General features: G+C 52.2%; 13 protein-coding genes. 8 read left to right on the forward strand and 5 right to left on the reverse strand.

Annotated elements, in window-relative coordinates; translation table 11 throughout:
• Positions 1 to 76: 76 nt before the first annotated feature.
• Positions 77 to 1,717, reverse strand: coding sequence for a phosphoglucomutase (alpha-D-glucose-1,6-bisphosphate-dependent) (gene pgm, locus I6L54_RS18425; protein ID WP_005121397.1), 1,641 nt, complete (start codon positions 1,715 to 1,717; stop codon positions 77 to 79).
• A gap of 24 nt (positions 1,718 to 1,741) precedes the next feature.
• Positions 1,742 to 2,284, reverse strand: coding sequence for a replication initiation negative regulator SeqA (seqA, locus tag I6L54_RS18430; protein ID WP_005121398.1), 543 nt, complete (start codon positions 2,282 to 2,284; stop codon positions 1,742 to 1,744).
• Positions 2,285 to 2,480: 196 nt separating this feature from the next.
• On the opposite strand from seqA, the gene ybfF reads away from it, so the two are divergent.
• The 8 genes from ybfF (at position 2,481) to tcuB (ending at position 8,880) form a co-directional block, all read left to right on the forward strand.
• The gene (ybfF, locus tag I6L54_RS18435) at positions 2,481 to 3,254 is read left to right on the forward strand and encodes an esterase (RefSeq protein ID WP_005121399.1); all 774 of its coding nucleotides are present in this window, start codon (positions 2,481 to 2,483) and stop codon (positions 3,252 to 3,254) included.
• A 128-nt stretch (positions 3,255 to 3,382) separates the two neighbouring features.
• Positions 3,383 to 3,670, forward strand: a complete 288-nt coding sequence (gene ybfE / locus I6L54_RS18440) for a LexA regulated protein (RefSeq protein WP_005121400.1) — start codon at positions 3,383 to 3,385, stop codon at positions 3,668 to 3,670.
• A 280-nt stretch (positions 3,671 to 3,950) separates the two neighbouring features.
• Positions 3,951 to 4,481: a flavodoxin FldA gene (gene fldA / locus I6L54_RS18445; RefSeq protein ID WP_005121401.1), complete on the forward strand. Its 531-nt coding sequence runs from the start codon at positions 3,951 to 3,953 to the stop codon at positions 4,479 to 4,481.
• A 210-nt stretch (positions 4,482 to 4,691) separates the two neighbouring features.
• Positions 4,692 to 4,778 (forward strand): ryhB-regulated fur leader peptide, encoded by an 87-nt coding sequence (locus I6L54_RS18450; RefSeq protein WP_049259739.1) that lies wholly within the window; start codon positions 4,692 to 4,694, stop codon positions 4,776 to 4,778.
• The gene (fur, locus tag I6L54_RS18455) at positions 4,771 to 5,217 is read left to right on the forward strand and encodes a ferric iron uptake transcriptional regulator (protein ID WP_003022836.1); all 447 of its coding nucleotides are present in this window, start codon (positions 4,771 to 4,773) and stop codon (positions 5,215 to 5,217) included. Before I6L54_RS18450 ends, fur begins: the two co-directional genes overlap by 8 nt.
• Before the next feature lie 127 nt (positions 5,218 to 5,344).
• Positions 5,345 to 6,271: a tricarballylate utilization LysR family transcriptional regulator TcuR gene (tcuR, locus tag I6L54_RS18460; RefSeq protein WP_005121402.1), complete on the forward strand. Its 927-nt coding sequence runs from the start codon at positions 5,345 to 5,347 to the stop codon at positions 6,269 to 6,271.
• Between the two features lie 106 nt (positions 6,272 to 6,377).
• Complete coding sequence (gene tcuA / locus I6L54_RS18465; RefSeq protein ID WP_005121403.1) at positions 6,378 to 7,781, forward strand: FAD-dependent tricarballylate dehydrogenase TcuA; 1,404 nt, start codon at positions 6,378 to 6,380, stop codon at positions 7,779 to 7,781.
• The gene (gene tcuB / locus I6L54_RS18470) at positions 7,768 to 8,880 is read left to right on the forward strand and encodes a tricarballylate utilization 4Fe-4S protein TcuB (protein WP_040232537.1); all 1,113 of its coding nucleotides are present in this window, start codon (positions 7,768 to 7,770) and stop codon (positions 8,878 to 8,880) included. The genes tcuA and tcuB overlap by 14 nt, the downstream gene beginning before the upstream one ends.
• A gap of 51 nt (positions 8,881 to 8,931) precedes the next feature.
• Here tcuB and I6L54_RS18475 read toward each other — a convergent pair whose 3' ends face one another.
• From I6L54_RS18475 to glnS, 3 genes are all read right to left on the reverse strand, one after another.
• A complete protein-coding gene (locus I6L54_RS18475) occupies positions 8,932 to 9,264 on the reverse strand; it encodes a ChiQ/YbfN family lipoprotein (RefSeq protein WP_005121405.1) in 333 nt (110 codons plus the stop codon).
• Positions 9,265 to 9,313: 49 nt separating this feature from the next.
• Positions 9,314 to 10,720 carry a chitoporin ChiP gene (chiP, locus tag I6L54_RS18480; protein WP_005121406.1) on the reverse strand — a complete coding sequence of 469 codons (1,407 nt, stop codon included), beginning with the start codon at positions 10,718 to 10,720 and terminating at the stop codon, positions 9,314 to 9,316.
• Positions 10,721 to 11,157: 437 nt separating this feature from the next.
• Positions 11,158 to 12,825 (reverse strand): glutamine--tRNA ligase, encoded by a 1,668-nt coding sequence (glnS, locus tag I6L54_RS18485; protein ID WP_040232540.1) that lies wholly within the window; start codon positions 12,823 to 12,825, stop codon positions 11,158 to 11,160.
• Positions 12,826 to 13,005: the final 180 nt, after the last annotated feature.

Consider the following 13,005-nt stretch of genomic DNA (forward strand, 5'->3'; position numbering starts at 1 on the left):
GATCAGCTGATACGCTATCCGGCTTTTTCATCATTCATACCGGATGACGACGCTAGCGTCTTATCCGGCGGGTGATTTATGCGTTTTTCAATACTTCGCTGACAATCTCAACCGCTTCTTTCTCAATCTGCTTGCGATGTTCTTCACCGAGGAAGCTTTCGCAGTAGATCTTGTAAGCGTCTTCGGTGCCGGACGGACGTGCGGCAAACCAACCGTTATCAGTCATGACCTTCAGGCCGCCAATCGATGCGCCGTTGCCTGGCGCTGCCGTCAGACGCGCAGTGATCGGGTCGCCCGCCAGCGTGCTGGCGCTCACCATTTCCGGAGAGAGCTTAGACAACGCCGCTTTCTGCGCGGAAGTGGCTCCAGCCTGAATTCGGTTATAGCTCGGTGCGCCAAAGCGAGCAGCCAGCTCGTTGTAGTGCTCTTGCGGGTTTTTACCGGTCACTGCGGTAATTTCAGCCGCCAGCAGACACATGATGATACCATCTTTGTCAGTTGACCACGGTGTACCGTCGAAACGCAGGAAGGACGCGCCCGCGCTCTCTTCGCCGCCGAAGCCAAAGCTGCCGTCAAACAGACCGTCAACGAACCATTTGAAACCCACCGGCACTTCGACCAGTTTACGTCCCAGGTCGTTCACCACACGATCGATCATCGCGGAGGACACCAGTGTTTTACCCACAGCGACATCTTTGCCCCACTGTGGGCGATGCTGGAACAGGTAGTTGATCGCGACCGCCAGATAGTGGTTCGGATTCATCAGTCCAGCCGGCGTTACGATACCGTGACGGTCATAGTCCGGGTCATTGGCAAATGCCAAATCAAACTTGTCACGCAGCGCCAGCAGACCGGCCATCGCGCACTCGGAGGAGCAGTCCATACGAATGGCGCCGTCTTTATCAAGATGCATAAAGCGGAAAGTCTGATCGACCTGATCGTTAACGAGGGTCAGATTCAGGTTGTAGTGCTGAGCGATACGTTTCCAGTATTCAATACCAGAACCACCCAGTGGATCAACGCCCAGCGTCAGACCCGCTTTCTGGATTGCCGCCATATCAACGATATCTGCCAGCCCTTCCACGAAGGGTTGAACCAGGTCTTGTTCTTTAACATGACCGGACGCCAGCGCGGCATCCAGCGGAATACGCTTCACGCCTTGCAGACCGTCAGCCAACAGTGCATTAGCCCTGTCTTCTACGACTTTGGTGACGTTGGTATCTGCCGGGCCACCGTTTGGCGGATTGTATTTAATGCCGCCGTCTTCCGGCGGGTTGTGGGACGGCGTGATCACAATGCCATCAGCCAGCGAACCGCCTTTTTTATTGTGGACCAGGATAGCATTCGACACGGCAGGGGTTGGTGTAAAGCCGTTATTTTCCTGCACGATGACATCAACACCGTTCGCTGCCAGCACTTCCAACACAGAGATAAATGCCGGTTCAGACAACGCGTGGGTATCCTTGCCCACATAGCACGGGCCAGTAATCCCGTTTTTCGCACGTTCTTCGGCAATCGCCTGAGCGATAGCCAGAATATGCGGCTCATTAAAACTATGACGACCCGCACTACCGCGATGCCCGGATGTACCGAACTTCACCGCGTGCTCCGCATTCCCTGCCGTCGGTTTTAGTACATAGTATTGCGCCGTTAACTGGGCGACATTAATCAAATCACTCTGTTGTGCAGGTTGACCTGCACGGTTGTGGATTGCCATTGCCTGGTCCCTCTAATGCAAGGATTAAATTGTTCCGCAAACCTTTTCAATCAACTCCGCGGGGAATTGCATTGACTGCATGATGTGTTCAACCATGCTGCATTTACGGCCGGTATTGGTATTGGTGATCACCCAATATGGCGTGCCTGGCACGTGCTTCGGTTTGGTTTGATTACCATTTTTCAACAGCGTCTGTTCATCCGCTGCAAAATAAACGCGCGTACGTCCGTGCAACGATTCCGTTGCTTCGGCGAACGCGTTGTGATCCAGTGAATAGAGTGTAGACAGCACCAGCATAAAGCGATTCACTGCTTTTTTCTGTTCCGCATATTCATCGGAAAGCAGCAGTTCACGCATGGCGCGCACTTTGTCTTTCGCGGGGTTGACCGGCTTGGCTTCCACGACAGGTTGCACGGCGCGGACCTCTTTTACTACCGGAGAGACAGGCTGTGATGCGGCGGAAAACTTCAACATACGCCGTAAAATGTCGGATGCGCTCTCGCCAATATGCTTGGTGTGGCTGGCAATATAGCTATAGAGTTCATCATCAACTTCAATCGTTTTCATCTTAATCCAGTGCAATGTTTGGCTGAATACAAGTTGTCAGGACTTTACACGCTGTAGTGTAAAGGCAAATCCTAACAGCGGATAGCGTCAAGCCTGGTGACCAGCAAAACTCGGAGTAACCGTAGTTATTGCAGCCATGTGGCAGAATGGTCAACATGATACCCTAACCCGTCAGTGTGAAAAAAAGAACTTTGCCATGAAATTGAATATCCGAGCGCAATCTGCGCAAAACCCGCACAATAATTCTCCCATCGTCCTGGTTCACGGCCTGTTTGGCAGTCTGGATAACCTCGGGATCCTGGCACGCGATCTGGTGGCCGATCACGACATCATCCAGGTTGATATGCGAAATCATGGCCTCTCCCCTCGTTCACCGGAGATGAATTATCCGGCCATGGCGCAAGATCTGCTGGATACGCTGGACGATCGGCAGATTGAAAAAGCGATCTTTATTGGACACTCGATGGGCGGTAAAGCCGTTATGGCGCTGACTGCGCTGGCTCCTGAACGTGTCGCACGGCTGGTCGCCATCGACATTGCTCCCGTTGACTACCATGTTCGCCGCCACGATGAGATTTTTGCTGCCATTAACGCAGTCACCGACGCGCAATCCTCTTCGCGCCAGCAGGCGGCGAGCGTTATGCGTCAGCACCTGCAAGAAGAAGGCGTGATCCAGTTTCTGCTGAAATCCTTTGTTGACGGCGAGTGGCGCTTTAATGTTCCCGTGCTGTGGGATCAATATCCTCATATCGTCGGTTGGGAGACCATTCCGGCGTGGGAACACCCGGCGCTGTTTATCCCGGGTGGCAATTCACCCTATGTTACCGAAGCGTATCGTGACCAACTGCTGGCGCAATTCCCGCAGGCCCGGGCGCACGTTATAGCCGGCGCGGGGCATTGGGTGCATGCAGAAAAACCGGAGGCGGTGCTGCGCGCCATCCGTCGTTATCTGAGCGAGCAGGTTAACTGATTAAAAACTCAGCGTCCGCGCGTGATTACGCGCGTGGGCGTTGGCGCGCCTCTCCTGCTGATGTATTATGGCGCGCTATCCATCCGGGCGGACGCCTGGCTGATTGTTTCCCCGAAGTCACCAAGATCATGGCCAAAGAACAAACGGACCGTACGACATTAGATCTGTTCGCGCAGGAGCGTCGCCCGGGACGACCCAAAACCAATCCGCTTTCGCGTGATGAACAGTTACGTATTAATAAACGTAATCAGCTTAAACGCGACAAAGTTCGCGGGCTTAAGCGTGTCGAACTGAAACTGAACGCCGATGCCGTTGACGCTCTGAACGAGCTGGCCGAGGCGCGCAACATGAGTCGCAGTGAACTCATCGAAGAGATGCTGATGAACCAACTCACCGCGTTGCGCGGTCAGGCTTAGTCTGAATTTCTGCTCCATACCCTAAATAATTCGAGTTGCAGGAAGGCGGTGACGCAGCGAATCTCCAGGAGCGTACATAAGTACGTGACTGGGGTGAGCGAGGAAAGCCAACGCACCTGAAACTTGAAGTATGACGGGTATAAATCATAAATCGTGTAGCACAGAGTGCAGTCCTGCGTGTTTGCTGTTTCCGCATGCCGGACTGTTCTGCTATGATTGCCCTTATCCGTGGGCAATGCGCCACCACCATTTCAATAAGTTTCAAGAGGTTATTTTACTCATGGCAATCACTGGCATCTTTTTCGGCAGCGACACCGGTAATACCGAAAATATCGCAAAAATGATTCAAAAACAGCTTGGTAAAGACGTAGCCGATGTTCATGACATTGCAAAAAGCAGCAAAGAAGACCTGGAAGGGTATGACATTCTGTTGCTCGGCATCCCAACCTGGTACTACGGTGAAGCGCAGTGCGACTGGGACGACTTCTTCCCTACTCTCGAAGACATTGATTTTAACGGTAAACTGGTGGCATTGTTCGGCTGTGGCGACCAGGAAGATTACGCAGAATATTTCTGTGATGCGTTAGGCACCATCCGCGACATCATCGAGCCGCGCGGCGCCACCATCGTCGGCCACTGGCCAACGGCGGGTTACCATTTCGAAGCGTCCAAAGGTCTGGCAGATGACGACCACTTTGTCGGTCTGGCTATCGATGAAGATCGCCAGCCGGAACTGACCGCTGAACGCGTAGAAAAATGGGTTAAGCAGATCGCTGAAGAGCTGCACCTCGACGAAATCATCAATGCCTGATTTCGTGCGGCGTAGATATTCATCTGCGCCGCATCAATAGATAAAACCAATCAAAATAATTGCTACAAATTTGTAACTTTTTCGTCTGACCCTGTACAATGGCTGGATGCCAATCGGGTGTTGCACAGTGTGTTTGTCGGCGATACCACGTTTTGATTAACAATTTATGCCAGAGACTTGCAGTTTTCATTTAGCCATGGCAGTTCTATAATGAATCGCATTATCTCAAGTGCAATTTCTGTCACTTCTGTTAATGAAGTGAATCGTTTAGCTACAGGACAGATTCCGCATGACTGACAACAATACCGCATTAAAGAAAGCTGGCCTGAAAGTAACGCTTCCTCGTTTAAAAATTCTGGAAGTTCTTCAGGAACCGGATAACCATCACGTCAGTGCGGAAGACTTATACAAACGCCTGATCGATATGGGTGAAGAAATTGGTCTGGCGACCGTGTATCGCGTGCTGAACCAGTTTGATGATGCCGGTATCGTGACCCGCCATAATTTTGAAGGTGGTAAATCCGTCTTCGAACTGACTCAACAGCATCATCACGATCACCTCATTTGCCTCGACTGCGGCAAAGTGGTCGAGTTCAGCGATGATTCCATCGAAGCGCGCCAGCGTGAGATTGCGGCTAAACATGGTATTCGTTTAACCAACCATAGCCTGTATCTTTACGGTCACTGCGCCGAAGGTGATTGCCGCGAAGATGAGCACGCGCACGACGGCAAGTAATGTAATGCTTTCTGAAAAGCCAACCATCCGGTTGGCTTTTTTATGCGCGTTATCAGTACGTTTCCCCTTCCCTCCACTCTTGTGTTGCTTTAATGTAAAAATCAATTGTCCCTTCCGGAGAGTCGAAATGGAACTTCGCCAGCTACGTTATTTTGTGCGCATTGTCGAAACCGGCAGCATGGGTAGCGCGGCGCTCGATCTCAATATTGGGGTTTCGGCACTCAGCCAGCAGATGTCGCGTCTGGAAAACGAACTTGCTATTCGCCTGCTGCAACGCACCTCGCGCGGCGTGACGCCCACCAGCGCCGGGCTGGCATTTTACGCCCAGGCGCAGCTGGCGCTCCGTCACGCAGACGATGCGATCCTCGCCGCACGGGAGGCCAGACTTTCCGGGCACGTCAGCGTTGGCATGGCCCCCAGTACCGCTTCCGTTCTCGGCATGCCTTTCATCAACGCCATGCGAGAAACCTATAGTGATGTCCGCCTGCATGTAGTGGAAAGCCTCTCTGGCAACCTGGAGCGAATGATTAATACCCGCCAGATTGATCTGGCGGTGGTATTTCAAAAAGAAAAGATCCTACGCTGGAGCGCCAGACCGATTCTCGAAGAACGGCTATTTTTAATTGGTACTCATGCCCTACTGGCTGATATTACCGATGACAATATTGCCCCAGCCCAATTGGCACGTATGCCATTGATCATGCCCAGCCCTGGCCACGGTCTGCGCGGCAGGCTGGAAGCGATTTGTCAGGAACACGCGCTACGCATTGAGATCGCCACAGAAATTGACGGCCTGACGCTACTGATGCACGCCGTTCGCAGCGGAATTGGAGCAACACTTCAGCCCGGTGCGGCAATTTCCCATCTCGATAAAGAGACGCTAAGAGTGATCGGCATCCATAATCCAATACTGAGTCGCCCCAACTTTTTGGTCAGCCTTTCTGACGATGAACTCACCCCAGCAGGTCTCGCTGCCCGTGTGGTACTAACCAAAGTAATGCATCAACTGGTGGAATCTGGACACTGGCCAGGTGCGATTCTTTACAATAATTAAAGGGCTGTTTAGCATCACGTCATAGCGTCCCCACAACTTACTCGTATACATTTTAATTACAAACTTAACAATTGGTTAAGTGGTAATAGTGGTAATGGAGTATGCGATGGTTGATGTTCTGGTGATTGGCGGCGGCAATGCTGCACTATGTGCCGCCTTAACCGCCCGGGAGCAAGGCGCTTCGGTACTGCTGCTTGAGGCGGCTCCGCGTGAATGGCGCGGAGGAAATTCCCAACACACGCGTAATTTACGCTGTATGCATGATGCGCCACAGGATGTCCTGGTGGAAAGCTATCCTGAAGAGGAGTATTGGCAGGATCTCTGGCGTGTAACAGAAGGTAATACCAACGAAGCACTGGCACGGCTGGTGATCCGTACCTCTTCCCAATGCCGCGACTGGATGCGCCAGCACGGCGTGAATTTTCAACCTCCTCTCTCTGGCGCTTTGCATGTCGCGCGAACCAACGCCTTTTTTATGGGCGGCGGGAAAGCCCTCGTGAATGCCTATTATCGCAGCGCAGAAAAGTTAGGCGTGCAAATCCGCTATAACACCCCGGTACAGGCACTTGAACTGCATAACGGCGAGTTCGTGGCGGCGCTGGCGGGCAAAGAGCGTATTACAGCGAAATCCTGCGTGCTTGCCGCTGGCGGGTTTGAATCAAACCGCGAATGGCTGCGTGAAGCCTGGGGGGAAAATGACCGCGGCGAGTGGCCTGCGGATAACTTCCTGATTCGCGGCACGCGCTTTAATCAGGGGGTATTGCTCAAATTTATGATCGACGCAGGGGCAGACATCATCGGCGCCCCCTCCCAGTCACACTGTGTAGCCATTGACGCCAGAGCACCATTATATGACGGCGGAATTTGCACCCGCGTGGACTGTGTCTCTCTGGGCATCGTAGTGAACCGCGATGCAGAACGATTTTATGATGAAGGAGAGGATTTCTGGCCCAAACGCTACGCCATCTGGGGACGTCTGGTCGCCCACCAGCCCGGACAAATTGGTTACTCCATTATCGACAGTAAAGCGATCGGTCACTTCATGCCCCCGGTTTTTCCTGGTGCACAGGCCAAGACGTTAGCAGAGCTGGCACGCCAGTTGGGGCTGGATACTGAGCGCTTTACCCATACTGTCATGCAGTACAACAGCGCCTGCCGGCCAGGCCGCTTTGACCACACCACTCTGGATAACTGTGCAACACAAAATCTGACACCGGCAAAAACACATTGGGCGCGACCGCTGGATACGCCACCTTACTATGGCTATGCCTTACGTCCGGGGATCACCTTCACCTACCTGGGGTTAAAGGTGAATGAACACGCCGCGGTGCATTTTGCCGGGCTTCCAAGTCGCAATCTGTTCGTCGCCGGAGAGATGATGGCGGGCAACGTGCTGGGAAAAGGCTACACCGCAGGCGTAGGCATGTCGATCGGCACCACTTTTGGCCGCATTGCCGGAAAAGAAGCCGCACTGGCAGCGCGTGAGGAGGCTCATCATGAAACAGCTTGAGCAATTAATTATTGAAGCGAAAATGCTTACCGAGCCGGAAGCAGAAGTTGAGCGTGTGATGCAAGTCTGCAACGCCTGTCGCTATTGCGAGGGTTTTTGCGCCGTGTTCCCGGCGATGACTCAGCGTCTGGAATTCGGTAAAGCGGATATCAACTATCTGGCGAACCTGTGCCATAACTGCGGCGCCTGCCTGCACGCGTGTCAATACGCACCGCCCCATGAGTTTGCCATCAACGTGCCGAAGGCGATGGCGGAAGTCCGGCTGGAAACCTATCAACACTATACGCAACCCGCCGCCTTTGGCGCGCTTTATCGCCGGGCTGGCATGACCGTAACGCTGTCGCTGGTTTTCGGTCTGCTCCTGTTTTTACTGCTCGCCATGGGGTTAAAAGGCTCGTTACTCCATCCTCCGCTGGCCGGAGATTTCTACCAAATTTTCCCGCATAACCTGCTGGCCTGGATGTTTGGTTCGGTATTTATTCTGGCGATAGGTCTGCTGATGGCGGGCGTTATCCGCTTCTGGCGCGAGATTTCTCCGGGGATGCCGCGTTCCGTCGAAATTGCTGAAGCCTCACACAATGCGCTGACACTAAAGTATCTCGATGGTGGGCACGGTAAAGGGTGTAACGAAGCGGATGATGCCTTCACCCTGATGCGCCGCCGCTTCCATCACTTCACCTTCTACGGTTTTATGCTCTGCTTTGCCGCCACCGTGGTGGCGACGGGCTATCACTATTTCGCAGGTATAGAAGCACCCTATCCGTTCTTCAGCGCTCCGGTCATGCTGGGCACGTTGGGTGGCATTGGCCTGGTTGTCGGCCCGGCTGGTTTGTTATGGCTGAACATTAAGCGCTCACCGCTACATGGCGACGCACGGCAAAAGCCAATGGATCGCGGTTTTATTTTACTGCTGCTGCTGACCAGTCTGACCGGTTTAGCGCTGCTGGCGGGAAGAGACACGTCATGGATGGCTATTTTGCTCGCCATTCACCTCGGCGTGGTCATGGCGCTCTTTCTGACCATTCCTTACGGAAAATTTGCCCATGGATTTTACCGTTGTGCGGCATTACTCAAGTGGGCAATTGAAAAACGACGCTAAAATGCAAACGGGCGAAGAAATCTCTCCGCCCGTTGTTGTTCATACCACGTTTTATTTCGCCGTATTATTACTGCGAATTTCCTGCCAGACCTTATCACAATCGGCCTTAACGGATTGATCGTTACCCGTACGCGTTGCCTGGATACACTGTTGGTAATCCAGTACGCGCACGCTTTCTTCATTCGCAAACTGCTGGTGCTGTTTTTCTTTCTTCAGCACATTCAACACGCTTTGGCAGGCTTCGATTTTCTCCGGCGAGCCCTGCGCGGTATTGATACACGCGCTATAGGCTTCTTTAAGACGGCTATCTTCTTTCGGCGCGGGTGATTGCGCGCAAGCAACCAGCCCTGATGCCATGACGGCGATGAGTATCAGCTTTTTCATAACACGCTCCTCAACAAAACGGCAGGCTTGCGGCCTGCCGCTGTCGGCATTAGAAGATGGTGAACGGCGCAATAACGATGAATTTCACGTCGCGCTCATCCTGGAAGATGTTGCCGTAACCACCGCCCCAGCTCGGAATATCTGAATGGTTGTCGTACTGGGTGAAGTGCAGTTTAAACATAGTGCCCTTCGCACGGCCGTCCTGCAGGGTATAGACCGCATCCAGGCTGTAAGACGACTCTTCGATAGTACGATTTTTGTCGTAGTACGCATCCGGGTTGAGCTGCCAGGTAGCCGGTTTAGCATCCCACGCGTAAACGTATGATGCCCCCACAGCCCAGCCAGGCAGGTTCCAGTTCTTCAGGTCATACATCGCGCCGAAGAACACGGCCTTTTCGCCGTTGGCGTTGAAGTCAGAGCGGTTATCCCACCAAACGTCCAGACGACCGTTTGAAGACGCATAGGTCGGGGTCATACGCTGCAGGAAGTAGCCCTGCTGCCCGTCAGCTTTAACCCAGGTCCCTTCCAGTCGCAGATCAACCACTTCCGCTACTTTATAACCGAAGGTCAGCGCCTGCAGCCAGGCCGTGCCGTCATAAATATCGTTCACGGTGCGATCGTCAACTTTGTCACGTGCGCCGTAGAATTGATAGCTGGTAGTAAACGGGTTACCGCCTAAATCGAATTTGTAGCTGGCTTTGGCGAAGTACTGATCGACGTAGCCTTCAGACTGACCAAATGCCGCTTCCAGCAACAGGTTATTTTTGAAGTCATATTTCGCGCCGATTGAATGCAGGTAATCAACGCTGGTCTTTTTATCAGCCTGATAGAATTTATCGACTTCGGTGTGCCACGGCGCTTTATATTCGTTAGCCCACATATAGGAGAAGCTCAGCGCACCCGCATCGCCATAATCGAAGTTGGCACCGGCTTCAGCACCCTGATAGGTACCAGGCATAAAGCTCCAGTGTGGTGCCAGCAGAGTTTGTCCGGTCGGCTGAATATAACCCGCGCGTGCCCAGGTTGGGCCAAATTTGAATTTGGCTGCCGCTTTATACAGGCTAATCCCGCTCTTATCGCCGGAGTAATCTTCGTCATAGCCTTTATTTTTTGAAGAGAATGCGATTTCGTTTGGATGGCCGCTTTCGCTACTTTCGTTCATTTCAATAGCAGTGAATGCTGCGATATCAATACCAAACATATCGGCCGCATAACCGGACTGGAAGTCGAGGTTAGCGTTCCAGGTGGAGTGAGAAAGGTTGGTTTTGTATTTGTCGTGATCGGTCACATCTTTACGGTCACGCTCACGCTGCCAGTAATAGATGCCGCCGGTTAAGGTCGAGTCATCAATAAAACCTTCGGCGTGAACCTGGGGAGCGACAACAAAACCCGACATTGCTGTGATACCGGCGATAGCCAGCGCCAGCGTACTACGTTTGCCACTAAACGTACGCATATGTTAATCCTCTTTGACGTATAAAATGCTGCCGATAAAAGCGGACAGCGAAAAAGCAAAAATTAAAAAAAGTAGCACTGAGAAAACCTCATTGACTACAATGAATAGACTATTTTTCGCGACGCGAATTATCAATCTCTTTCTGTAACGAGTATGTAATAGTATGAGCAACCGCACATATTTGATTGCTTTCTGTTACATTTTCATCGACAGATAAAAAAGCGTTGAAAAATTGAAAAAATTGCTTGTTTTCCATGAGGATGAAATCGGTTTCAGCCTATTTCATATTGAGGTAGGTTATTTAAACGTAAAAATATTCAGCCATTCCATTATTACAGACATGTAATTAATTCGCTCCGCAAACGGAGCCTGGCGTACGGTTTTTTTGCGAAAAAAACGCCGCATGAATGCGGCGTTTAGACTGGATGCGTAGCGACTTATTCGCCGACTTTAGCCCACGTGTCGCGCAGACCAACGGTGCGGTTAAACACCAGCTTGTCTGCTGTTGCATAGCGGCTGTCGAGGCAGAAGTACCCTTCACGCTCGAACTGGAACGCTTTGCCTGCAACCGCAGCCTGCAGCGACGGCTCACCGTAACCGTGCTTAATCACCAGCGACTCTGGGTTAATGACGGACAGGAAGTCTTCCGCCGCGCCAGGGTTTGGTACGCTAAACAGGCGATCGTAAAGACGGATTTCAATCGGCAGCGCATGGGACGCGCTCACCCAGTGAATAACGCCTTTAACTTTACGACCATCGGCCGGATCTTTGCTCAGGGTATCGGCATCATAGGTGCAGAAAATGGTGGTGATATTCCCTTGTGCATCTTTCTCGACACGTTCAGCTTTGATCACGTAAGCATTACGCAGACGCACTTCTTTGCCCATCACCAGACGCTTGTACTGCTTGTTCGCTTCTTCGCGGAAGTCTGCCCTGTCGATCCAGATTTCACCGCTAAACGGCACTTCACGGCTGCCCATTTCCGGTTTGTTCGGATGGTTAGGCATGGTGACCAGTTCGCTTTCGCCCTGCGGGTAGTTTTCGATAATCAGTTTCACCGGATCGATAACTGCCATCGCGCGCGGGGCGTTTTCGTTCAGATCTTCACGGATGCAGGATTCCAGAGAAGCGATCTCAATGGTGTTGTCCTGCTTGGTCACGCCAATACGTTTGCAGAACTCACGAATTGCAGCAGCCGTGTAACCGCGACGGCGCAGACCCGAGATAGTCGGCATGCGCGGATCGTCCCAGCCTTCAACGTGCTTGTCGGTTACCAGCAGGTTCAGCTTACGCTTGGACATCACGGTGTATTCCAGATTCAGGCGCGAGAACTCGTACTGGCGCGGGTGAACCGGAATGGTGATGTTGTCCAGCACCCAGTCATACAGACGACGGTTATCCTGGAACTCCAGCGTACACAGGGAATGCGTGATGCCTTCCAGCGCATCGCTGATGCAGTGGGTAAAGTCGTACATCGGGTAGATGCACCACTTGTTGCCTGTCTGGTGGTGTTCAGCGAACTTAATACGGTACAGCACCGGATCGCGCATCACGATAAACGGCGAAGCCATATCGATTTTCGCACGCAGGCAGGCTTTACCTTCTTCAAAACCACCGGTACGCATTTTTTCAAACAGCACGAGGTTTTCTTCAACGCTGCGATCGCGGAACGGGCTGTTTTTACCCGGCTGAGTCAACGTGCCACGGTATTCGCGAATTTCTTCCGCTGACAGTTCGTCAACGTACGCCAGGCCTTTATTAATAAGCTCTACCGCATAGGCGTGAAGCTGATCGAAGTAATCCGAAGAGTAGCGAATGTCGCCAGTCCAGTGGAAACCTAACCATTCAACGTCGTTTTTAATCGACTCAACGTACTCGATATCTTCTTTTACCGGGTTGGTGTCATCAAAACGCAGGTTGCACTGGCCCTGGTAATCTTGCGCAATGCCAAAGTTCAGACAAATGGATTTCGCGTGGCCAATGTGCAGATAGCCATTTGGCTCCGGCGGAAAACGTGTATGGATAGTGGTGTGCTTACCACTGGCCAGATCTTCATCGATGATCTGACGAATAAAGTTACTCGGGCGGGCTTCAGCCTCACTCATCGTGGATTCCTCAAAGCGTAAACAACGTATAACGGAACATGATCTTATAAGCGACGTCAGGAGACAACTATTAGTTGCACAAAAAAGGTGTTTCAACAGGATATATGAGGGCATTTGCTGCAAAAAAAAGCGGCGGAGGACTATCCCCCGCCGCTTAAGGCACTTAACTCACTTTACTCA

The sequence above is a fragment of the Citrobacter pasteurii genome (assembly GCF_019047765.1).
Classification (GTDB): domain Bacteria; phylum Pseudomonadota; class Gammaproteobacteria; order Enterobacterales; family Enterobacteriaceae; genus Citrobacter; species Citrobacter pasteurii.

Excerpts from the sequence above, each read along its gene's own strand:
- I6L54_RS18450 (WP_049259739.1), top strand. The coding sequence starts at position 4,692 with ATGAATCGCATTATCTCAAGTGCAATTTCTGTCACTTCTGTTAATGAA.
- glnS (WP_040232540.1), bottom strand. The coding sequence starts at position 12,825 with ATGAGTGAGGCTGAAGCCCGCCCGAGTAACTTTATTCGTCAGATCATC.
- pgm (WP_005121397.1), bottom strand. The coding sequence starts at position 1,717 with ATGGCAATCCACAACCGTGCAGGTCAACCTGCACAACAGAGTGATTTG.
- tcuB (WP_040232537.1), top strand. The coding sequence starts at position 7,768 with ATGAAACAGCTTGAGCAATTAATTATTGAAGCGAAAATGCTTACCGAG.
- ybfF (WP_005121399.1), top strand. The coding sequence starts at position 2,481 with ATGAAATTGAATATCCGAGCGCAATCTGCGCAAAACCCGCACAATAAT.
- fldA (WP_005121401.1), top strand. The coding sequence starts at position 3,951 with ATGGCAATCACTGGCATCTTTTTCGGCAGCGACACCGGTAATACCGAA.
- ybfE (WP_005121400.1), top strand. The coding sequence starts at position 3,383 with ATGGCCAAAGAACAAACGGACCGTACGACATTAGATCTGTTCGCGCAG.
- fur (WP_003022836.1), top strand. The coding sequence starts at position 4,771 with ATGACTGACAACAATACCGCATTAAAGAAAGCTGGCCTGAAAGTAACG.
- seqA (WP_005121398.1), bottom strand. The coding sequence starts at position 2,284 with ATGAAAACGATTGAAGTTGATGATGAACTCTATAGCTATATTGCCAGC.
- tcuR (WP_005121402.1), top strand. The coding sequence starts at position 5,345 with ATGGAACTTCGCCAGCTACGTTATTTTGTGCGCATTGTCGAAACCGGC.
- chiP (WP_005121406.1), bottom strand. The coding sequence starts at position 10,720 with ATGCGTACGTTTAGTGGCAAACGTAGTACGCTGGCGCTGGCTATCGCC.
- tcuA (WP_005121403.1), top strand. The coding sequence starts at position 6,378 with ATGGTTGATGTTCTGGTGATTGGCGGCGGCAATGCTGCACTATGTGCC.
- I6L54_RS18475 (WP_005121405.1), bottom strand. The coding sequence starts at position 9,264 with ATGAAAAAGCTGATACTCATCGCCGTCATGGCATCAGGGCTGGTTGCT.